The sequence below is a fragment of the Mycobacterium neumannii genome (assembly GCF_002245615.1).
Taxonomy (GTDB): Bacteria; Actinomycetota; Actinomycetes; order Mycobacteriales; family Mycobacteriaceae; genus Mycobacterium; species Mycobacterium neumannii_A.
In genome coordinates this window covers 57267-79495 of the sequence record NZ_NKCO01000019.1, presented here as the reverse complement: position 1 = coordinate 79495, position 22229 = coordinate 57267, and the positions used below count along the sequence as shown (strand labels likewise).

20 protein-coding genes are annotated in these 22229 nt (G+C 66.0%); 10 read left to right on the top strand and 10 right to left on the bottom strand.

Annotation, left to right across the window (positions count from 1 at the left end):
• Positions 1–2 precede the first annotated feature (2 nt).
• The 8 genes from CEX88_RS19850 to CEX88_RS19815 all read left to right on the top strand — a co-directional run bounded on the left by CEX88_RS19850 (position 3) and on the right by CEX88_RS19815 (position 9080).
• Complete coding sequence (locus CEX88_RS19850; RefSeq protein WP_094294775.1) at positions 3–1241, top strand: phosphoglycerate kinase; 1239 nt, start codon at positions 3–5, stop codon at positions 1239–1241.
• Between the two features lie 14 nt (positions 1242–1255).
• Positions 1256–2041, top strand: a complete 786-nt coding sequence (gene tpiA / locus CEX88_RS19845) for a triose-phosphate isomerase (RefSeq protein ID WP_064426640.1) — start codon at positions 1256–1258, stop codon at positions 2039–2041.
• Between the two features lie 46 nt (positions 2042–2087).
• A complete protein-coding gene (gene secG, locus CEX88_RS19840) occupies positions 2088–2321 on the top strand; it encodes a preprotein translocase subunit SecG (RefSeq protein ID WP_066842301.1) in 234 nt (77 codons plus the stop codon).
• A gap of 51 nt (positions 2322–2372) precedes the next feature.
• Positions 2373–5171, top strand: a complete 2799-nt coding sequence (gene ppc, locus CEX88_RS19835) for a phosphoenolpyruvate carboxylase (protein ID WP_094294774.1) — start codon at positions 2373–2375, stop codon at positions 5169–5171.
• A 103-nt stretch (positions 5172–5274) separates the two neighbouring features.
• The gene (locus CEX88_RS19830) at positions 5275–6498 is read left to right on the top strand and encodes a DUF1214 domain-containing protein (protein WP_231987634.1); all 1224 of its coding nucleotides are present in this window, start codon (positions 5275–5277) and stop codon (positions 6496–6498) included.
• Positions 6495–7640, top strand: coding sequence for a sulfotransferase family protein (locus CEX88_RS19825; RefSeq protein ID WP_066842298.1), 1146 nt, complete (start codon positions 6495–6497; stop codon positions 7638–7640). Before CEX88_RS19830 ends, CEX88_RS19825 begins: the two co-directional genes overlap by 4 nt.
• The gene (locus CEX88_RS19820) at positions 7640–8266 is read left to right on the top strand and encodes a TetR/AcrR family transcriptional regulator (RefSeq protein ID WP_066842297.1); all 627 of its coding nucleotides are present in this window, start codon (positions 7640–7642) and stop codon (positions 8264–8266) included. The genes CEX88_RS19825 and CEX88_RS19820 overlap by 1 nt, the downstream gene beginning before the upstream one ends.
• A 10-nt stretch (positions 8267–8276) precedes the next feature.
• The gene (locus CEX88_RS19815) at positions 8277–9080 is read left to right on the top strand and encodes an SDR family NAD(P)-dependent oxidoreductase (RefSeq protein WP_066842296.1); all 804 of its coding nucleotides are present in this window, start codon (positions 8277–8279) and stop codon (positions 9078–9080) included.
• Positions 9081–9095: 15 nt separating this feature from the next.
• On the opposite strand, the gene CEX88_RS19810 is transcribed toward CEX88_RS19815, so the two are convergent.
• The 7 genes from CEX88_RS19810 to tkt form a co-directional block, all read right to left on the bottom strand.
• Positions 9096–9467, bottom strand: coding sequence for an ATPase (locus CEX88_RS19810; protein ID WP_066842294.1), 372 nt, complete (start codon positions 9465–9467; stop codon positions 9096–9098).
• Positions 9468–9680: 213 nt separating this feature from the next.
• The gene (locus CEX88_RS19805) at positions 9681–11117 is read right to left on the bottom strand and encodes an HNH endonuclease signature motif containing protein (protein WP_094294773.1); all 1437 of its coding nucleotides are present in this window, start codon (positions 11115–11117) and stop codon (positions 9681–9683) included.
• Between the two features lie 140 nt (positions 11118–11257).
• Positions 11258–11998, bottom strand: a complete 741-nt coding sequence (gene pgl / locus CEX88_RS19800) for a 6-phosphogluconolactonase (RefSeq protein WP_066850435.1) — start codon at positions 11996–11998, stop codon at positions 11258–11260.
• A complete protein-coding gene (opcA, locus tag CEX88_RS19795) occupies positions 11995–12906 on the bottom strand; it encodes a glucose-6-phosphate dehydrogenase assembly protein OpcA (RefSeq protein WP_094294792.1) in 912 nt (303 codons plus the stop codon). Before opcA ends, pgl begins: the two co-directional genes overlap by 4 nt.
• Entirely contained in the window at positions 12903–14429 is a 1527-nt protein-coding gene (zwf, locus tag CEX88_RS19790) for a glucose-6-phosphate dehydrogenase (RefSeq protein ID WP_094294772.1), read from the bottom strand. The genes opcA and zwf overlap by 4 nt, the downstream gene beginning before the upstream one ends.
• On the bottom strand, positions 14426–15544 hold the full coding sequence (gene tal, locus CEX88_RS19785; RefSeq protein WP_094294771.1) for a transaldolase: 1119 nt from the start codon (positions 15542–15544) through the stop codon (positions 14426–14428). Before tal ends, zwf begins: the two co-directional genes overlap by 4 nt.
• 20 nt (positions 15545–15564) lie before the next feature.
• Positions 15565–17658, bottom strand: coding sequence for a transketolase (gene tkt, locus CEX88_RS19780; protein WP_094294770.1), 2094 nt, complete (start codon positions 17656–17658; stop codon positions 15565–15567).
• A 188-nt stretch (positions 17659–17846) separates the two neighbouring features.
• On the opposite strand from tkt, the gene CEX88_RS19775 reads away from it, so the two are divergent.
• On the top strand, positions 17847–18773 hold the full coding sequence (locus tag CEX88_RS19775; protein WP_066850427.1) for a heme o synthase: 927 nt from the start codon (positions 17847–17849) through the stop codon (positions 18771–18773).
• A gap of 2 nt (positions 18774–18775) precedes the next feature.
• On the opposite strand, the gene CEX88_RS19770 is transcribed toward CEX88_RS19775, so the two are convergent.
• Positions 18776–19747 carry a quinone oxidoreductase family protein gene (locus CEX88_RS19770; RefSeq protein WP_066850425.1) on the bottom strand — a complete coding sequence of 324 codons (972 nt, stop codon included), beginning with the start codon at positions 19745–19747 and terminating at the stop codon, positions 18776–18778.
• 18 nt (positions 19748–19765) lie between these two features.
• Between CEX88_RS19770 and CEX88_RS19765 the strand changes: the two genes are divergently transcribed.
• Positions 19766–20707: an ATP-grasp domain-containing protein gene (locus tag CEX88_RS19765; protein WP_094294769.1), complete on the top strand. Its 942-nt coding sequence runs from the start codon at positions 19766–19768 to the stop codon at positions 20705–20707.
• On the opposite strand, the gene CEX88_RS19760 is transcribed toward CEX88_RS19765, so the two are convergent.
• Positions 20657–21586 (bottom strand): COX15/CtaA family protein, encoded by a 930-nt coding sequence (locus CEX88_RS19760; RefSeq protein WP_197506181.1) that lies wholly within the window; start codon positions 21584–21586, stop codon positions 20657–20659. The genes CEX88_RS19765 and CEX88_RS19760 overlap by 51 nt on opposite strands.
• Positions 21587–21657: 71 nt before the next feature.
• A complete protein-coding gene (locus CEX88_RS19755) occupies positions 21658–22227 on the bottom strand; it encodes a TetR-like C-terminal domain-containing protein (protein ID WP_094294768.1) in 570 nt (189 codons plus the stop codon).
• Between the last annotated feature and the right edge of the window lie 2 nt (positions 22228–22229).

Here is a 22229-nt window from a genome sequence, read left to right as displayed (position 1 = left end):
CCGTGGCTTCGTCTTCCATCAAGACTCTGGAAGACCTTCTTGGTGAAGGTGTTTCGGATCGGGGAGTGCTCGTCCGGTCGGACCTCAACGTTCCGCTCGACGATGACGGCAACATCACCGACCCGGGTCGCATCACCGCGTCGGTGCCCACGCTGAAGGCGCTCTCCGATGCCGGCGCCAAGGTGATCGTCACCGCGCATCTCGGTCGACCCAAGGGCGGCCCCGACCCGAAGCTGTCACTGGCTCCGGTCGCCAAGGCGTTGGGCGAGCAACTCGGCGGCCACGTGCAACTGGCCGGTGACGTCGTGGGAACCGACGCACTGGCCCGTGCCGAAGGCTTGACCGGCGGCGACATCCTGCTGCTGGAGAACATCCGCTTCGACCCCCGCGAGACCAGCAAGGACGATGGCGAACGGATGGCGTTGGCCCGGCAACTCGCCGAACTCGTCAGCGGCGCATACGGTTCGCCGGGGGCTTTCGTCTCCGACGGTTTCGGGGTGGTGCACCGCAAGCAGGCGTCGGTGTACGACGTCGCGACCCTGCTGCCGCACTATGCGGGCACCCTGGTGGCCGCGGAGGTCAAGGTGCTCGAACAGCTGACCACCTCCACCGACCGGCCTTACGCCGTCGTGCTCGGCGGGTCCAAGGTGTCGGACAAACTGGCGGTCATCGAGTCGCTCGCGGAGAAGGCCGACAGCCTGATCATTGGTGGCGGTATGTGTTTCACCTTCCTTGCCTCACAAGGCGTTTCGGTCGGCACCTCGCTGCTGGAGGAAGGCATGATCGAGACGTGTCGCAAGCTGCTCGACACCTACGCTGACGTGATCCACGTGCCGGTCGACATCGTGGTGGCCGACAAGTTCGCAGCCGATGCGACGGCCGAGATCGTCGCCGCGGACAAGATCCCAGCCGACAAGATGGGCCTGGACATCGGTCCCGGCTCGGTCGAACGGTTCACCACGCTGCTGTCGAACGCCAAGACCGTGTTCTGGAACGGGCCGATGGGCGTCTTCGAGTTCCCGGCCTTCGCGGCGGGCACCAAAGGCGTCGCCGAGGCGATCATCGCGGCGACCGGTAAGGGTGGCTTCAGCGTCGTCGGCGGGGGCGATTCGGCTGCCGCGGTCCGTCAGCTCGGCCTGGACGAAGAGGGCTTCTCCCACATTTCCACCGGGGGCGGGGCCTCACTGGAATACCTTGAAGGCAAGAAACTGCCCGGCATCGCTGTTTTAGAAAAAGAGTGAGAGGTCCTGGAATCGTGAGCCGCAAGCCGCTGATCGCCGGCAACTGGAAGATGAACCTCAACCACTTCGAAGCGATCGCACTGGTGCAGAAGATCGCGTTCGCATTGCCTGCGAAGTACTTCGACAAGGTCGATGTGACGGTGATCCCTCCGTTCACCGACCTGCGTAGCGTGCAGACCCTGGTCGACGGCGACAAGCTGCTGCTCACCTACGGCGCGCAGGATCTCTCGGAGCACGACTCCGGCGCCTACACCGGCGACATCAGCGGCGCGTTCCTGGCCAAGCTGGGATGCACCTTCGTCGTCGTCGGGCACTCCGAGCGGCGCACGTACCACCATGAGGATGACGCCGTCGTGGCGGCGAAGGCGGCGGCCGCCTTCCGGCACGGGCTGGTGCCGATCATCTGCATCGGTGAGCAACTCGAAGTGCGCGAGGCGGGTAACCACGTCGAGCACAATGTCGAGTCGTTGCGCGGGTCGCTGGCGGGCCTCTCGAACGAACAGATCGGCCAGGCCGTGATCGCCTACGAGCCGGTGTGGGCCATCGGCACCGGCCGGGTGGCCAGCGCCGCCGACGCCCAGGAGGTCTGCAAGGCGATCCGCGACGAGCTGGGCAAGTTGGCGACGCCGCAGCTGGCGGCCGGTGTGCGGGTGCTCTACGGCGGGTCGGTGAACGCGAAGAACGTCGGCGACATCGTCGCGCAGGAGGACATCGACGGCGCTCTGGTCGGGGGCGCCTCGCTCGACGGCGAGCAGTTCGCCACCCTGTCGGCCATCGCGGCCGGCGGCCCCCTGCCCTGACCGTCCGATTGGTGAGCATCGTCGTCGATTAGGTAGTCTTGCGCCCATGGAATTGGCCCTGCAGATAACCCTGGTCGTGACCAGCCTCCTGGTCGTGCTCCTGGTGCTGCTGCATCGCGCCAAGGGCGGCGGTCTGTCCACGCTCTTCGGTGGCGGCGTCCAGTCCAGCCTGTCGGGGTCGACGGTGGTGGAGAAGAACTTGGATCGGCTGACGCTATTCGTCACCGGCATCTGGCTTGTCTCGATCGTCGGCGTCGCGCTGCTGATCAAGTACAGCTGATTCCCAGCACCTCGCCGTGCGGGCCGACTGTGGCCCGTCGATACTTGAGTCATGGCTGAAATCGCCGGGCTCGAACCGATAGGCGCGGTCAGGCGGACCAAGGTGGGGCGTGACGCCACCGAGCCGATGCGAGAGGACATCCGCCTTCTCGGCGCGATACTCGGCGACACCGTGCGCGAGCAGAACGGCGACGAGGTGTTCGACCTCGTCGAGCGTGCCCGCGTCGAGTCGTTCCGTGTGCGCCGCTCTGAGATCGACCGCGCGGAACTGGCGGGAATGTTCGAGGGCATCGACATCCGTCGGGCGATCCCGGTGATCCGTGCCTTCACCCACTTCGCTCTGTTGGCCAACGTCGCCGAGGACATTCACCGAGAACGTCGTCGAGCGATTCATGTCGAAGCAGGGGAGCCGCCGCAGAACAGCAGCCTTGCCGCCACCTACGCCAAACTCGACGCCGTCGACCTCGATGCCGACACCGTCGCCGAAGCCCTCACCGGGGCAATGGTTTCGCCGGTGATCACTGCGCATCCGACCGAGACCAGGCGCCGCACGATCTTCGACACCCAACACCGCATCACCGAGCTGATGCGCTTACGCCTGCACGGGCGCAGCGATGCCGACGGTCGCGACATCGAACTCGAATTGCGCCGCCACATCCTGACCCTATGGCAGACCGCGCTGGTTCGGTTGTCGCGCTTGAAGATCCAGGATGAGATCGAGACAGGCCTGCGGTACTACCCGGCCGCGTTCTTCGACGTCATACCGCAGGTGAACGCCGACGTCCGCACTGAACTGCAGGCCCGCTGGCCCGACACCGGGCTGCTCGACGAGCCGATCGTGCGGCCCGGTTCGTGGATAGGCGGGGACCGGGACGGCAACCCGAACGTCACCGCCGACGTCGTCCGGCGCGCGACCGGCAGAGCCGCCTACACGGCACTGGACCACTACTTCACCGAGATCACCGCGCTGGAAGAGGAGCTGTCGATGTCGGCGCGGCTGGTGCGGATCAGCGACGCGCTCGAAGCGCTGGCCGCGCGGTGCGAGGAACCCGCGCGGGCCGACGAACCCTATCGGCGAGCGCTGCGCGTAATCCATTCCCGCCTGACATCGACGGCGAAGGAGATCCTCGACGAGCAGCCCGAACACGAACTCGATCTGGGGCTCGAGCGTTACGAATCGCCGGCAGAGCTGCTCGCCGACTTGGATGTGGTCGACGAGTCGCTGCGTAGCAACGGCAGCGCGGTGCTGGCCGACGACCGGCTGGCCAGGTTGCGGGAGGCGGTGCGCACGTTCGGGTTTCACCTCAGTGGTCTCGACATGCGGCAAAACTCCGACGTGCACGAGGAGGTCGTCGCCGAGCTGTTGGCCTGGGCCGGTGTGCATCCCGACTACGGCTCGCTGAACGAGGCGGACCGGGTGGAGCTGCTCGCGGGTGAGCTGTCGACTCGGCGTCCGCTGGTCAAGGCCGGCGCTGAACTGTCCGAGCTGGCCCGCAAAGAACTCGACATCGTCGCGGCGGCTGCGCGAGCGGTGCGGGTCTTCGGGTCTCGGGCGATTCCGAACTACATCATCTCGATGTGCGAGTCCGTTTCGGACATGTTGGAGGCGGCGATCCTGCTCAAAGAGGTCGGGCTGCTGGACGTCTCGGGGGAGACGCCGTACGCACCCGTCGGCATCGTCCCGCTTTTCGAGACCATCGACGATCTGCAGCGTGGATCGTCGATTCTCGAAGCGGCGCTCGATCTTCCGGTGTACCGCTCGGTCGTGTCCGCGCGCGGGGAGAGCCAGGAGGTGATGCTCGGTTACTCCGACTCCAACAAGGACGGCGGCTACCTCGCGGCGAACTGGGCGTTGTACCGGGCGGAACTGGACCTGGTGGAGTCGGCGCGCAAGACCGGAATTCGGTTGCGCCTCTTTCACGGTCGCGGTGGCACCGTGGGTCGAGGCGGAGGGCCGAGCTATGATGCCATCCTGGCCCAGCCTCCTGGCGCGGTGAACGGATCGCTGCGCCTCACCGAGCAGGGTGAGGTGATCGCGGCGAAATACGCCGAACCACAAGCGGCGTACCGCAATCTCGAGACCCTTCTGGCCGCCACGTTGGAGGCCACGCTGCTCGATGTGGAAGGTCTCGGTGACGAGGCCGGCCCAGCCTACGAAGTGCTCGACGACCTGGCCGCACGCGCTCAGCGCGCATACGCCGAATTGGTGCACGAGACACCGGGCTTCGTCGACTATTTCAAGGCGTCGACCCCGGTGAGTGAGATCGGCGCGCTCAACATCGGTAGCCGGCCATCGTCGCGCAAGCCGACGACGTCGATCTCGGACTTGCGCGCCATCCCGTGGGTGCTGGCGTGGAGCCAGTCGCGGGTCATGCTGCCCGGCTGGTACGGCACGGGCACGGCTTTCGAGGAGTGGATTGCCGAGGGTCCGCAGTCGGAGGAGGACCGCGTCGAGGTGTTGCGGGACCTATACCGGCGGTGGCCGTTCTTCCGTACGGTGCTGTCGAACATGGCGCAGGTCATGGCCAAATCGGACCTGGGGTTGGCGGCCCGCTACTCCGAGCTGGTCGACGACGAGGAGTTGCGGCGGCGGGTGTTCGACAAGATCGCCGCCGAGCACGAGCGCACGATCCGGATGCACAAGCTCATCACCGGTCAGGACGATCTGTTGGCGGACAATCCCGCGCTGGCCCGTTCGGTGTTCAACCGCTTCCCGTACCTGGAACCGCTGAACCATCTCCAGGTCGAGTTGCTGCGGCGCTACCGATCCGGGGACGACGACGAACTCGTCCAGCGCGGCATCCTGCTGACGATGAGCGGGTTGGCAAGCGCACTGCGCAACAGCGGCTGACACGGGTCAAGCGTTGACACTCCTGCCGTGAGGTGTCACAGTCGAAGCGTCTTAAGTGAAAACATAGTTTTCATCTAAGCTTGCCTGACGGTTGGAGAGACTCGTGGGCGACGCGAACCCGATGGCGTGGCTGCCGTTCTCCGTTGCCCAGGCGGGGCTGACCGGCCCGGGTAGCGACGTGGGTGAGCTGGCCCCGGCGTGGGGGCATCTCTTGGATCGCTTGAGGACCGCCGGCTCGATCGTCTCGTCCACCGACGTCAACCGAAACAACGTCGACTACGCATCCGGAATGCGCCACTTGTTGGTGTTGTTGGCCGTCGGCATCGACGAGGCGCTGCGGGCCGATCGTGATCCGGTGTTGGCGGTGACCCGCACCAGCACCGATGACGTGCTGACGTGGGGAATGGAGTGCCCGGACTGTCTCTACCTGCGAGCCGCGCTGCGCAACGGCGAGACATACCGACTGTTCGGAAATCGGGGCACGGCACGGTATGTCGGCCTGCAGACCATGGACGGGATCGCATCCGCTTCCAATTGCCTGGTCGATGAGCTCGAACGGGACGCCGACGGCAATTTCGAAGTGGTGCTCTCGGCCGATGAACAACCCGGCAATTGGATGCGGCTGGACGGCGACCATCCCACTCTGGTGGTGAGGCACTTCTTCTACGACTGGGAAACGGAGAAGCCCTCCTCGCTGCAGATCGAGCGCATCGGCGACGAGGTCGAACCGAGGGACCGGCACGAAGCGACCGGCGTGGCCGTCGCACGCCAGATCCACGCGCTGGGGGACTTCGTCCACGACAACCTCAAATTCTTTCTCGACTTCAACGCGGGCCCGCCGGCCAACGGTTTCATGCCTCCGATCGACCGCTCCGATATCGGTGCGGCAGCTGAGAATCGCCCGGTCATCGGTCGCTACGAACTCGAACCCGACGAGGCATTGATCATGGAGGTCGAACCACCGCGGGGCGTGTACTGGAGTTACTCTCTGGGCAACCCCTGGTGGGAGACCATTCATTACGGCAAGCATCAATCCAGCCTCAACGCGCACCAAGCGACGATCGACGCCGACGGGATTCTGCGGGTGGTCGTCAGTTCGCGCGATCCCGGCGTCGCCAATTGGCTTGACACGGCTGGACACAGCAACGGGGCGATGATCTTGCGGTGTGTGCGCACGGAGACCGCACCGACCCCGGATGTACGAGTGGTCAAGTTCGCCGATGTCAGCTCCCAACTGCCTGCCGACTCCGCGACCGTCAGTCCCGAGCAGCGTGCGGCCGTCATCGCGGCGCGGCGGCGCGCGGTCCACGAAAGGTTCTCCGCATGACCTTCATCGTGGACGAACTCGAGGAAGGCGCACGGGTGGCGACGGGCCTCGACGACTTCGGTTCGCCCTACTATCGCGAGGGTTTGGAGCGCACCGTCGACGCCCTGAACAATGAAGCGGACCTCAACGAGATGGGAAACGTCATTCAGCACGCGACCATCAGCAACGCACTCATACAACGGTTGCGGATCGTCGAAACCTATCGGCAGCATCCCGAGATCGACGACGAGGTCGTCGGTGGCCCGGTGTTCGTCATCGGGTTACCGCGAACCGGAACGACGGCGCTGAGCCAACTGGTCGCCAGTGATCCGCAGTTCCGCTCGCTGCGGATGTGGGAGTCTCAGGCGTGCACTCCGCCACCGGAAGCGTCGTCTCAGCACGACGATCCGCGGATCGCCCAGGCGGCCGAGTCGATCGCCATCATGGACAGCATGTTTCCGCGCATGCGGACCATGATGAATTCGGAGCCGGAGGCTCCCACCGAATGCCAGGACCTGATGGGCATGAGCTTTCGCACTTTCCACTTCGACGGGGTGGTGCGGGTGCCCGGGTACCTCGCCTGGCTGATGCAGTGCGATATGCGCGAGACATACGCTTTCCACCGCCAGGTGCTCAAACTCCTGCAGTGGCATTGCCCGCCGACGTTATGGCACCTGAAGACGCCGGTGCACATGTTCTCGCTTGGCGCTCTTGTCGAGGCGTATCCGGAGGCGAAGTTCTTGTGGTGCCACCGCGATCCGGCGAAGGTACTGGGCTCGGTGTGCAGCTTGATCCGGTACGTCCGCAGTTGGAGCAGCGATCGCGACGACCCTCATGAACTGGGCGCCGAGCAACTCCAGTGCTGGGTCGAAGCCGTAAGGCGCGCAATGAACTTCCGAAAGCGCTTCGGAGATGACCGGTTCACCGACGTGTCGTTCGCCGACTTGAACGCCGACCCGATCGGCGCCCTCGAGAACAGTTACCACCGGCTGGATCTGACATTCACCGACGAAGCCCGCAGGCGGGTGCAGGAGTGGGCGGACGGCCACCGTCCCGGCGCGCGCGGCGAGCACACATACGAGCTCACCGACTACGGCTTGACTCCCGAGCAGGTGCACGAAGCCTTCGCCGATTACCTCGCGAGTTACGACGCCACCGCGTGATGGACACGGTAGCCCGGCGGAGACGCAAGAAGATGGACCCCGATCCGGGCGTGCGCGATGCTTTGGTCCACGCGGCCACCGAGATTCTTCGCGAGGAGGGGATCGCGTCGGTCAACGTGGCCCGGGTACTCGAGCGGGCCGCGTTGAGCACACGTGCCTTCTATCGGCATTTCGGTTCCAAAGACGAACTGGTGTCCGCGGTGTTCCTGCAGTTGGCGCGCACCGAGATGCGCAGGCTCACGCGGAAGATGGCCGCGGCGGACGACCCGGTGGAAGCGGTAGCGGCATGGATCGACGGGCGCCTGGATCTGGCCTTCAATCAGGAGATCCGATCAGACTTGCGACGAATGTCGCTCGAGGCGCAGACGCAGATGTCCTCGGCGCCCGAGTTGGTCGGCGATGCCTACGGTGAGATCCTCAAGCCGCTCGTCGAGCAGCTCGAGAAGGGAAGGGCTGCCGGACTTTTCCCAGGTATCGACCCTGTTGCCGACGCATTGTCGATCCACGGCGCGATCTGGGCGAGCGTTGAGCGCCAATGGACGACCGGCGACAGCGATCAGCATGCGGTGCGCGAACACATCATCCGTTTCTGCATGCGCGGACTCGGCGTAGCAGAACCCACGTGAAGGTGAATCGATGGACTTGGGCTTAGCAGGATCGGCTGCCGTCGTGACAGGCGGCAGCAAGGGCATGGGTTTGGCGATCGCGACGACGCTAGCGGAGGAGGGCGCCCGGGTCGCGGTGATGGCCAGGGGCGTCGAAGCCCTCGACACGGCCACGGCGAAGCTTCGCGAGGCGGGTGCAGCCGACGCCGTCGGAATAAGCGTCGACATGGCCGACCCCGAGTCCATTGCCGCCGGCTTCGACACCGTGGACCAGCGGTGGGGGGAGATCAACAGCCTGATTCACACGGTCGGGCCGGGAGACGGGTACTTCGGAGATCTCGACGATGCGCAGTGGGAGCAGGCTTTCACGCTAGGCACGATGTCGGGTGTCCGGGTGATCCGGGCCGCGTTGCCGATGCTGCGGGCCGCGGAGTGGGGCAGGATCGTGACGCTCTCGGCGCACTCGATCCAGCGCCAGAACCCGCGGATCGTCGCCTACACCGCGTCGAAGGCGGCGCTCAGCAGCGTCACCAAGAATCTCTCGAAAAGCCTTGCCAAGGACGGAATTCTGGTCAACTGCATCTGCCCCGGCACGATCGTGACGGCAAGCTTCACAGAGGTGCTCAAGGATATTCTGGCCGCCGACGGGCTCGACGCCACCGATCCCACCGACGTGATGACCTGGATCGACAACAACTTCCATCAACCGTGCGATCTCGGCCGGGCCGGCCTGCCCGAGGAGATCGCATCGATCACCGTCTATCTGGCGTCGAGGCGCAACGGCTATGTCACCGGTGCCACCGTCAACGTGGACGGCGGCTCCGATTTCGTCTGAGCCTCGCCGGCAGAACTAGAGACCTGCGGAGCGGCGCACCTTGTTCACGGCTCCGCGCACCACCTGCTCGGTCGCGGCGAGCGGTGAGATCACCGACTCACCGAGGCCGACGATGCGTTCCACCCGCCCGACGATGCCCTCCATGCGGTCCACCACGGCGTTCAGGCGGGGGGCCAGCTGATTGATCTGGTTGATCGTCTCGTTGAAGCGCTCCAGGGTGGCGTCGAGGTTGGCCGTGGAGCTGTTGAGGTCCTCGAGCGTCTCGCTCAGCCCCTCCAGGATGGTGTCGACCTGCTCGACGGTGACGTCGGCGTTCAGCGCCGCCTGGGCAAGCTTCCTGATGCGTTCTGGTCCTGTGCGGACCGGTCGACCACCCTTGTCTGCCATGAGGGCCATTATGACCGCAGCCGGGGAACCGCTGGCCGTAACCCGGCGTCTGAACAGATGTGAACCAAGAGGAAACCGCGTCCCGGCAGTGCCCCGTGGATCCGCGAATGGTCATGGCCGGATCGGATACCAGGACCGCAAGGGCCGACTACGACGCAGGCTTTCGCGACGGACACGACGATGATCTCTCGGTCCTCTCGGGCTGAACGCTGGTCAGAACGGCGGTGGTTCGTCGTCCCTGGCGAGCCGTTCGGCTAGCAAGAACTGAATGCGGCGGTTGCGCGCGGCGTTGTGCTGACGTTCCAGCGCGATCCGATACGCCTTGTCCTCTGCGCGGGTCCGCCTGCGGGTTGGCATCTTCGCGCCGCGATGAAGGTCGCCTGGTCCGCTCGGGTGCGATGCCACCGTGATGTCGCCCGTGGGCCTACCTAGCTGTTCGAAGAACTCGGCACCGCCAGGGGTGGTGGTGTACGTCTGCCAGTTGGGCGCCGTCCATATGACAGTGCCGTCCGCGAATTGTCGGTCTGACCACCCGTCGGAGCCGCACCAGAAAGTCTTCAGCAGATGGTGAAAGCCGCAGAGCAGCTTCAAGTTCGACGGATGAGTGGGTCCCATGGGGTACGGGACCGTATGGTCGATCTGGCACGCGGATGCGGGCACATCGCAACCGGGAAAGCGGCACGTCAGGTCGCGCCATCGGATGAAACGAGCCAACGCCGCAGACGGCCGGTAGCCCTGCTCGGCGCAGGGTTCGGGTAGCGGAACCGGGCGGACCTGCGCGGTCGCGATCATCTCGCGCAACATCGAGGCGGGCACCGCGCCGAAGCCTGGCAGGTACCCCGGATTGTCCGACCGACCCTCGATCGTGGCCTGCTCGGCGATGACATTGATGACGACCTGACTGGTGGGCCCGCCGGGGGACCCGTTCTGGCAATCCTCGGCCCCGCAGCCGCACTCGAGCCGCATCTGCCCCGCGCTCATCGCCGTCATCGCGTCCGCACGGCGCTGCGAAACGGTGCGCGGATCGTCGCGGCATACGGTTGCGGCGATCTCGTCGAGTCGCGTGTCGAAAGCCATGCCGTCGGCGAAGGCGAGTTTGGCCCAGACCCCGACCATGCCAGGACCGATCGGACCGACCTCGACGTAGCGGTCGTCGTTGGGCGGCTTCGGTTCCCGAACTCCGTCCGGGTCGAACTTCTCCACCCACATGTCGATGCGTTCATGCAGTTTCGGCCCGGACAGCTTCATCCATTTCGGCGACCATTTCGCGAAAGCCGCGTCGAGCCGGGCGAGGCGATCATCGTCCTTGACGTTGGAGCTGCGGTTGACCAGAGCGGTCATCATCCGAAAGTCGATCTGCCCGCGCGCGAAGACTTCGGCGACCTTGGGCAAGCGCTCGTGCAGGTCGATCGCGTAGTGCAGGCGACTGGCGGCTCGCCCCCGGCTGATGTTGAGCGCCGCCGCGACCTCGGCGACCACATTGGCGTGGCCGTCGATCGCCCAATTCGCTCGTTCGTCGTCGTCCTCGGGGGCGCGGCGGGCGTAGAGCTCACCGATCGCCATGAGTTCACGGCCGCAGGCCGCGCTCTGCTCGCGCGAAGCCGCGGTGATGGACTCAACCAACGCCGCGTCGTCGAGCGTTTCGAACATGTGTGCGATACTAGTCGCGCCCACCGACATTGATTCTGTTCAACCGCATGTATCCGGGTCTCAGCAAGGAAGAAGTCTGGGCCGGCGAGCGGCGGATCGAGGCGTTCGTCGTAGAGCGGCACTGAGCTCCACCGCCTCAATCAGCCAAGCTTGCTTGCCGCTGCCTCGTCGAGCAGCCACACGGTCGCCTTGCGACCCACCGCACCCGCCGCGGGCACCTCGTCGGCGTCAGCACCGCCGATCGCCGCTGCAACCGCGTCGGCCTTCCCGTCGCCGGAGACCACCAGCCATACCTCCCGCGACCGTCGAACCGCGGGCAACGTCAACGTGATTCGGCGCGGCGGAGGCTTGGGGGAGTCCTCGACACCGACTACTAGACGCTCGGTCTCACGTACCGCTGGGGTGTGGGGGAACAGGGAGTTGATGTGCCCCTCGCCACCCATTCCGAGAAGATGTACGTCGAAGTCGGGGGCTGGCTGGCCGCCCTCGGCGTTGGCGGCCAGCACCTGCTCGTATGCGGCCGCGGCGGCGTCGAGGTCGTCGCCGAACTCCGCACCGCTGGCGGCCATCGGGTGCACGTTCCCATCCGGGATGCTCACACGATCCAGCAGCGCCTCACGGGCCTGCTTGTAATTGCGCTCGTCACCGTCTGCCGGCACGAAGCGATCGTCACCCCAGTAGAGATGCACCTTCGCCCAGTCGATCTCGGTGCCCTTCTCCGCCACGCGCTTCAGCAGATTGGTACCGGTGCCCCCGCCCGTCAGCACTATGTGCGCCGACCCACGCTTGTCGATGGCTGCGACGATGGCTGCGACAAGCCGATCACCTGCGGCCGCCACCAGTGTCGCGGCGTCCGGATAACGCTCGATGGTCGCGCTCATGCGTATTGCACCTTGTCGATTCCCTGCAGGGCCTCGTGGTAGATCTCATCGGGGTCGAGCCTGCGCAGATCCTCGGCCAGGCACTCTCTGGCTTCCCTGCGCGCCAACGGGATTCGCGCCTCGGGGCGGCTGGTGCGGCTCAGTGTCGCGGTGACGCCGGTCTGCGGCCGACGCAGAGTGATCGTCTCACCGTCGCGCATCAGCTCCACTTTCAGCTCGCCCACCTCGCGGTGCACCGGACCGTCGATGCGTGCGGCGAGCCAACCCGCGAGCACGTCGAGCGACGGCTCGTCCCGTAGACCCGAAACCACCGCAGAAGCGATCGGCGCGTGCGGTTCCTGGTCGACGGCCGCGGCCAGCAGGGCCCGCCAGTACGTGATCCGCGCCCAGCAGAGGTCGGTGTCTCCGGCGGTATAGCCGGCCAGTCGACCTTTGATCGCGGCCAACGGGTCCGAACACTGCGTCGCGTTGGTGATCCGACGGATCGCCAACCGGCCCAACGGATCCTTGGCGGGCACCGCAGGCCCACCAGCGGGCCACCACGCCACCACCGGTGTATCCGGCAACAAGAAGGGCAGCACCACGGCGCTCGCATGGTCGGCGAGCTCGCCGTACAGGCGCAGCCCGACGATCTCCCCGGCGCCGGCATCCCCGCCGACACGTAATTGCGCGTCCAAGCGCGCGTCGTCGGCGTTGCGGTCCCCGGGCACCACGATGATCACCCGGCAGGGGTGTTCGCGGCTGGCGAAGTTGGCGGCTTCGATGGATTCTTCCAGCAGCTCGTCGGAGTCGAGCGAGATCACCAGGGTGAGCACTCGGCTCAGCGTGATCGCACCGCCCTCCTCGCGCAGACCGGTGATCTTCTTGTTGATGTCGTTGGTGTTCGTATCCGGCAGGTCGACAATCATGGCCGCCTCCATTCCCGGCCCATGCGATGCAACATCTCGTCGGCCGAGGCCGGGCCCCAGGTACCCGATTCGTACGCCTCTGGCTTGCCGTGCGCGGCCCAGTAGTCCAGTACGGGATCCAGGATTTCCCAGGATAATTCGACCTCTCTGTTCACCGGGAACAGCGAGGGTTCACCGAGCAGCACGTCGAGTATCAGCCGCTCATAAGCTTCCGGGGAGTCCTCGGCGAACGCCGACCCGTAGGAGAAGTCCATGTTGACGTCGCGGACCTCCATGGCGCTACCGGGCACCTTGGAGCCGAACCGGGTCGTGATGCCCTCGTCCGGTTGAACCCTGATCACCAGTGCATTCTGGCCGAGTTCCTCGGTCATGGTCTTGTCGAAGGGCAGATGCGGTGCGCGCTTGAAGATCAGCGCGATCTCGGTCACCCTGCGCCCCAACCGTTTTCCGGTGCGCAGGAAGAACGGCACACCGGCCCACCGTCGGGTGTCCACCTCCAGGGCGATGGCCGCGTAGGTCTCGGTCTTCGAATCCTTCGAGAAGCCTTCTTCTTCGAGCAGACCAACCACCTTCTCGCTGCCCTGCCAACCCGAGGCGTACTGCCCACGCGCGGTGGTCTCGTTCAGTGGCTGCATCGGTCGTGTGGCCGAGAACACCTTGATCTTCTCGATCTGTAGTTCCTTCGGACCGAAGCTGACAGGCTCCTCCATGGCGGTCAGGGCCAGCAGCTGCAGGAGGTGGTTCTGGATGACGTCGCGCGCGGCACCGACTCCGTCGTAATAGCCTCCGCGTCCGCCGAGCCCGATGTCCTCGGCCATCGTGATCTGCACGCTGTCGACGTAGTTGTTGTTCCAAATCGGCTCGTACAGTTCGTTGGCGAACCGCAGCGCGAGGATGTTCTGCACCGTCTCCTTGCCGAGGTAGTGGTCGATGCGGAACACCGACTCCTCGGGGAACACGCTGTTGACGACCTCGTTGAGTTCCTGCGCACTCGCCAGGTCGTGGCCGAACGGCTTCTCGATCACCACCCGGCTCCAGCGACCCTCCTGTGGGTTGGCCAGCCCCGACTTGTGCAGCTGCTCGCACACCGGCTGGAACGCCTTCGGTGGAATGGACAGGTAGAAAACGTGATTGCCGCCCGTTCCGCGTTCGGCATCGAGTTTCTCGAGGGTCTCGGCAAGCCGGCCGAACGCCGCCTCGTCGTCGAACGTGCCCTGCACGAACCGGAAGCCTTCGGCCAGGCGGTCCCACACCTCCTGCCGGAACGGCGTGCGGGCATGCTTCTTCACCGCCTCGTAGACCACCTCACCGAAGTCCTCGTCGGCCCAGTCCCTTCGGGCGAATCCGATCAGCGAGAAGGACGGAGGCAGCAGGCCGCGGTTGGCCAAGTCGTAGATCGCCGGCATCAACTTCTTACGCGACAGGTCGCCGGTGACGCCGAAGATGACGATCCCGCAGGGCCCCGCGATCCGCGGCATCCGCTTGTCGCGCTTGTCGCGAAGCGGATTCACCCAGTCCGTCATTTCTTGGCGGCGTCGAGCTGTTCCTGCGTCGCCTCGAGCAACTCGAGCCACGACTTCTCGAACTTCTCCACACCCTCGTCCTCGAGGAGCCGGAACACGTCGGGTAGGTCGATACCGACGTCGGCCAGCTTGTCGAACAGCGCCTGCGATTCATCGGCCGTGCCCGTCACGGTGTCGCCGGTGATCACGCCGTGTTCGGCGACCGCGTCGATCGTCTTCTCCGGCATGGTGTTCACCGTGTTCGGGGCCACCAACTCGGTGACGTACAAGGTGTCCGAGTACTCCGGATTCTTGACGCCCGTGGAGGCCCACAGCGGACGTTGCACACGGGCGCCGTCACCCTTGAGCGCTTCGTAGCGTTTGCCCCCGACGAACACCTCTTCGTATGCGGCGTAGGCGAGTCGCGCGTTGGCGACACCTGCCTTACCCCGCAGATCCAGCGCCTCCTGCGATCCGATCTTCTCAAGGCGCTTGTCGATCTCGGTGTCCACCCGGGACACGAAGAACGAAGCGACCGAATGGATCTTGGACAGGTCGTGGCCGGCCTCCTTGGCCTTCTCCAGGCCTTCGAGGTAGGCATCCATCACGAGCCGGTGGCGTTCCACGGAGAAGATCAGCGTGACGTTGACCGAGATTCCTTCGGCGATCACCGCCGTGATCGCGGGCAGGCCCGCCATCGTCGCAGGAATCTTGATCAGCAGGTTCGGCCGGTCGACGGTCTTCCACAGATCGATCGCCTGCAGGATGGTCTTGTCGGTGTCGTGCGCGACCCGGGGGTCCACCTCGATCGACACCCGGCCGTCGACGCCGTCGGAAAGCTCGTACTGCTTGGCCAATACGTCGCAGGCGTTGCGGACATCGTCGGTGGTGACGGTGCGGATCGTGGCGTCCACGTCCGCGCCCCGCTCGGCCAGCTCATTGACCTGATCGTCGTAGGCGTGTCCCTTGGACAGCGCGGCCTGGAAGATTGACGGGTTGGTGGTCACCCCGACGACACTCTTGGTGTCGATGAGCTCCTGCAGATTTCCTGTCTGCAGTCGGTCGCGCGACAGATCGTCGAGCCACACCGACACGCCTGCCTCGGATATTGCCGCGAGATTCGGATTCTGAGCCATAGCTGTGCCTTTCCTAGACCTCAGTTGTCTATCGATCGCTCCGCGGCGGCCACCACGGCCTCGGGGGTGAACCCGAACTCACGGAACAACGTCTTGTAGTCGGCGGACTCGCCGTAGTGCTCGATCGAGACGATCTCCCCGGTGTCGCCGACGAGCTTGTACCAGCTCTGCGCGACGGCCGCCTCGACCGCCACGCGCGCCGAAACGCTCGGAGGCAGAACCGAATCACGGTACTCGCGCGGTTGCGACTCGAACCATTCCACGCACGGCATCGACACCACGTAGGCCGTGATGTCCTTTTCCGCCAACTGCTTTCTCGCCTCCACCGCCAGCTGTAGTTCGGAGCCCGTCGCAATGATGATCACGTCCGCGTCGTCGGCGGGGTTACCGCCGCCGAGGACGTAGCCGCCGCGGGCCACCCCGTCGGCGTCGGTGCCCTCCAGCACCGGGATGCCCTGGCGGGTCAGGATGAAACCGACCGGACCGCTGCCGTTGCCGCGGGCGATGATGCTGCGCCAGGCGTACGCCGTTTCGTTGGGGTCGCCCGGCCGGACCACGGACAGGTTCGGGATCGCGCGCAGCGCCGCAAGGTGCTCGATCGGCTGGTGGGTCGGGCCGTCCTCACCGAGACCGATCGAGTCGTGGGTCCAGATGTAGATGGTGTCGATGTCCATCAGCGATGCAAGTCGCACAGCGGGCCGCATGTAATCAGAGAACTGCAGGAACGTGCCACCGAACGCGCGGGTCGGGCCGTGCAGCACGATGCCGGACAGGATCGCGCCCATCGCGTGTTCGCGGACGCCGAAGTGCAGCACGCGGCCATACCAGTCGGCCGTGAAGTCGTCGGTCGAGATGGACGGCGGGCCAAACGAATTCACGCCTTTGATCGTGGTGTTGTTACTGCCCGCAAGGTCGGCCGAACCGCCCCACAACTCGGGCAGCTTGGGCGCGACGTCGTTGAGGACCTGGCCGAACGCGGCGCGGGTGGCTAACGGCTTGGAGCCCGGCTCCCAATAGGTCAGGTCCGAATCCCAGCCGTCGGGCAGTTTCTGAGCCAGCAGCCGGTCCAGCAGTTCCTTGCGCTCGGGCTCACGCTCGGCCCATGCGTCGAAGTCGATCTGCCACTTCGCATGTGCCTCTTTGCCGCGATCCACCAGCTTGCGGGTGTGCTCGATGACCTCGGGCCGCACCTCGAAGGTCTTGTCGGGGTCAAAGCCGAGGATCTTCTTGGTGGCCGCGACCTCCTCCTCGCCGAGCGCCGAACCGTGCACGTCGCCGGTGTTCATCTTGTTGGGCGCCGGGTAGCCGATGATCGTGCGCAGCGCGATGAACGACGGTTTGTCGGTGACCTTCTTCGCCTCGACGATGGCCTGTTCGATGCCGACGACGTTCTCGCCGCCCTCCACCTCCTGCACGTGCCAGCCGTAGGCGCGGTAGCGGGCCGCGACGTCTTCGGACAGCGCGATATTGGTGTCGTGTTCGATCGAGATCTGGTTCTTGTCGTAGAACGCGATCAGGTTGCCTAGCTGCTGCGTGCCCGCCAGCGACGACGCCTCGCTGGTGATGCCTTCTTCGATGTCACCGTCGGAGGCGATCACATAGATGTAGTGGTCGAACGGGCTCTCACCCCACGGCACGTCGGGATCGAACAGACCGCGCTCGTAGCGCGAGGCCATCGCCATACCGACCGCGGATGCCAGACCCTGCCCGAGCGGGCCGGTGGTGATCTCCACGCCATCGGTGTGGCGGAACTCCGGATGGCCGGGGGTCTTGGACTTGAACGTCCGCAAGGCTTCGATGTCGTCCAGCTCGAGCCCGAATCCGCCGAGATAGAGCTGAATGTAGAGGGTCAGGCTGGAATGACCACACGACAACACGAAGCGGTCGCGGCCGAGCCAGTGCACGTCGCTGGGGTCGTGGCGCATCTGGCGCTGGAAAAGCGTGTAGGCCAGCGGCGCCAAACTCATCGCCGTTCCCGGGTGGCCGTTGCCGACCTTCTGCACCGCGTCGGCCGCCAGCACCCGGACGGTGTCGACCGCCACCGAGTCCAATTCGGTCCAGTCCTCTGGGTGGTTCGGGCGGGTCAGCGCGGAGATTTCTTCGAGTGTGGTCACAGGCGCACTCCTGGTCGGCATAGAGCATTTCTCAGCTGCACGTTCAACCACCCTAGTGCGGGATGGTCGTCCAATGCAGGCTGCCGGCGCGAGATGTCTGGGCAGGATTAGGCCGGTGTTGTCGTGCGGTCTACCATCGTCTGTAGTAGATGCCCGCGCGCTGGGACCATTTCGACAGGAGTAACTGCGTGAGAGTTCGCGACGTGCACCTCGTCGACGGGGCGCAGATTCGGATTCGCGACAAGTTCCTCGGCTACGTCTCACTGACCAAGCCGCGCGTCATCGAACTGCTTCTGGTCACCACGATCCCGGCCATGCTGCTGGCGAGCCGGGGCACGGTCGATCCGCTCCTAATTCTGAACACCCTGTTCGGCGGACTGCTGGCCGCGGCGGGCGCCAACGCATTGAACTGCGTTGCCGACGCCGACATTGACAAGGTCATGAAGCGCACCGAGCGCAGGCCGCTGGCGCGTGCCACGGTTCCGCGCAGTCACGCGCTGATCTTCGGGCTGGCCCTGTCCGTCGCGTCGTTCTTCTGGCTGTGGTGGACGACGAACATGCTGTCGGCCCATCTCGCCGGCGCGACGATCGCGTTCTACGTGCTCGTCTACACGCTGTTGCTCAAGCGCCGCACTTCGCAGAACGTGGTGTGGGGCGGCGCGGCCGGCTGCATGCCGGTGATGATCGGCTGGTCGGCGGTCACCGGGACGATCGCCTGGCCCGCGCTGGTCATGTTCGCCATCATCTTCTTCTGGACTCCGCCGCACACCTGGGCGCTGGCGATGCGCTACAAGGAGGACTACCGCGCCGCGGGCGTCCCGATGCTTCCCGCGGTCGCCACCGAACGCCAGGTCACCAAGCAGATCCTGATCTACACGTATCTGACGGTGGCCGCGACGCTCGCGCTGACGCCCGTCACGGGCTGGCTGTACGCGGCGGTGGCGCTGCTGGCGGGCGGATGGTTCCTGGTGATGGCGCACCAGCTCTACAACGGCGTGCGTCGCGGCGAGGCGGTCAAGCCGCTGCGGCTGTTCCTGCAGTCGAACAACTACCTCGCCGTGGTGTTCCTGGCCCTGGCGGTCGACTCCGTCCTGGCGCTGCCCACCGTTTTCTAGCCCTAGGGCACCAGCACCACCGAACCGACCGTCTTGCGGCCCTGCAGGTCGCGGTGCGCCTGCTCGGCATCGGCGAGCCGGTAGCGCTCACTGACCGTGATCGTCAGCGTGCCCGAGGCGATCGCATCGAGAAGTTCGCCCGCACGCCAGGCGAATTCGTCGGCCGTGCGGGTGTAGTGCACGAGTGTCGGACGGGTCAGGAACAGTGAGCCCGCGGCGTTGAGCAGCTGCGGGTCGAACGGCGGCACCGGTCCGCTCGAAGCGCCGAACAACGCCAACGTGCCCCGCACCCTGAGACTGGCCAGGCTGGCTTCGAACGTGGCCGCTCCCACCCCGTCGTACACGGCTGCGACGCCACCGTCGGTCATGTCTTTGATCTCGGCGCCGAACGCGGCCGGATCGTCGGGATAGTCGAGCACGTGCACCGCACCCGCCTGACGCGACAGCTCCGCCTTCTCCGGCGTCGAGACGGTGGTGATCACGCGTACCGCCATGCTTGTCGCCCATTGGGTGAGGATGAGCCCGACGCCGCCCGCGCCCGCGTGCACCAGAACCGAGTCGCCCTGCTGTACCGGATACAGCGACTTGATCAAGTAGTGCGCCGTCATACCCTTGAGCAGGGATGCGGCGGCCGCGTCGGGAGCCACGCCTTCGGGTACGTAGGCCACGAAATCAGCTGGGGCGAGACTGTATTCGGCATAGGCCCCGTTGGCTTGAGCGGTGACGACGCGATCGCCGACCTTCAGCGCGGCGACTTCTTCGCCGATCGCCGCCACGGTGCCGCACACCTCGTTGCCGACGATGAACGGCGTCTCCCGCGGGTACTGGCCCGACCGGAAGTAGGTGTCGAGGAAGTTCACGCCGATGGCCTCGGCCTTGATGAGCACCTCCCCGGGGCCCGGCGTGGGCTGTGTTTTCTCGACGTAGGTGAGGACTTCGGGTCCGCCGGTCTGGGCGACTTCGATGGCATGCATGGTTCTATCGTGCCAACTATGAAGCTTGCGCGGCCCGACGTGTTCCATCCGCGCATCGTGTTGGCCGGATGCCCCGCACTGCCGGAGGGGGACGGCGACGACGCCGGCCTGGTCGCGGCCCTGGGAAAGCACGGACTCCACGCGCGCTGGATGTCCTGGGATGACCCGGCGACCTTGAGGGCAGATCTGGTGATCCTGCGGGCGACGTGGGACTACATCGATCGGCTCGACGAGTTCCTGTCCTGGGCGCGACGGGTCCGCAACCTGCTGAACCCGGCCAGGGTGGTGCCCTGGAACACCGACAAGCGCTACCTGGCCGACCTGGCGGCAGCGGGTGTGCCGACGGTCCCGGGCCGATTCTTCGACCCCGGCGACGCGGTGAGGCTGCCGAACAGTGCCGAAGTCGTGGTGAAACCTGCTGTCGGCGTGGGATCGGTTGACACCCTTCGCTTTTCGAATCGGGAGGATGCGCGGCGCCATGCCGACCGGTTGCTGGCGGCCGGTCGGACCGTATTGATCCAGCCCTACGACCCGGGCATCGAAGACGGCGAGACCGCATTGGTGTTCATCGGCGGCGCGCAGTCGCACGCCTTCAGGAAGGGCCCGATCCTGCAGCGCCCCGGCGAGGCGCCTCCGTTCGACGAGTCGGGCACCTACGCACAGGAGTCCCTCAGCCCCGCCGATCCCGATTTCGAGGTCTGGGACGTCGGGCACCAGGCACTTGCGGCGGCGGCTGCGCACCTCGACCTCTCCGCGGAGGAGTTGCTCTACGCGCGCGTCGACGTCATCGGCGGGCGCGCGGACCCGCGCGTGCTGGAAGTCGAACTCGTCGAACCGTCGCTGGGCTGGATGCAGCTGGACGAAACGACCAGAGGCCGACAGCAGCGCGAGTTCGTCGTCGCCGTCGAATCAGCGCTCGACCGGTTCGGGCTTGGCCCGCTCTCGCATCGACGCCCATAGCGCGGCGGTCGCCGCGGTGCAGAGCGCGGCACCCGCGACGTGCACCGCCACCAACGCGGCGGGTACACCGGTGAAAAACTGCACCGTGCCGACCAAACCCTGACACACCACCAGCGCGACAAGGACAACCAGCCGCAGCAGGACCGGACGGGGTGCGCGCACCGCCAACAGGCCGAAGCCGAGGCCGATCAGCAGCGACAGGTAAGCCACCATCAGCGCCGAGTGAGCGTGCACCAGCGTGGTGATCTCGACCTCGAGGCGGGGGATCGTGCGGTCCACGCTCTTGTCGCCGGCATGTGGGCCCGCGCCGGTCACCAGCGTGCCCGTCACCAGCACGGCGGCCAGGGCCGCGGCACTGAGGAGGGCCAGCTGCCGCAACGCTTTTGGCGCCCGCCGGACGAGGACCCCGTCGTCCGGCTCGCCGATCTTGACGAACAACAGCACCGACAGCCAGACCATGGTCATCGACGCCAGCAGGTGAATCGCGACCGTCCACCACAGCAGCCCGGTCAACACCGTTATGCCGCCGATCACCGCCTGGACCACCGTCGACACCGGCATCAGCCACGCGTAGACGAGCACCTCGCGGCGGCGACGGGCCCGCGTCACGGCCAGCACGGCAGCCGCCGCGGTGAGCACGACGAGGAAGGTGACCATCCGGTTGCCGAACTCGACCGCCTGATGCACCACCGGCACCTCGGCGACCGGCACCGGTGTGAAACTGCCCGGGAAACACTGCGGCCACGTCGGACAGCCCAGGCCGGACGCGGTGACACGGACGATGGCGCCCGTCACCGAGATCCCGCCCTGGGTCAGGATGACGAGGAACGCGATGACGCGCTGGGCCCGCAGGCTCGGCAGCGGCAGCAGATCGACCAGCCGCAAAAAGGCACGTCGCACGGTTCGATGGTAGAGCAGCGCAACTACAAGCCGTAGTAGCGGGTGAGCGGCTACCGCGGCGACACGAACGGCACCAGCACCTCATCGACCAGTTGCACCGCCAGATCGTCGTCGATGCGGTCGCCGGTGATCAGCAGCCGATGCCACAGCACGCTCTGTCCCAATTCGCGGGCGATCTCGACGGGAACGTCGGCGCGCACGTCGCCGCGGGCGATACCGCGCGCCAGCAGTGCGGCCATTTCCTGCTTTCGCCAGCCGATGACGCCGTTGCGGAAGGCCTCGGTGAGGTCCGGATCGTGCGCGCCCGCCGCGATCGCGGCCCGAATCACCGGTGCCCGAGGGCCGGTGAACAACGCGGCCCATCCACGCAACACAGCGAGCATGTCGCCGCGGTAACTGCCCGTGTCCTCGTGCGGAATCGCGTCGGTGGCGATGTCGAGCAGGGTGTCTCGGAGCAGTGCGGTGGCGTCCGGCCAGCGCCGGTACAGCACGGGTTTGCTCGTCGCGGCTGCCGCGGCGACGGCCTCCATCGTGACGCCGGCCGGACCGTGCCGGCCGAGCACGTCGAGCACGGCGTCACGGATAGCGGCGTCGAGTTCCTGTCCGCGGCGACGCGGCATTC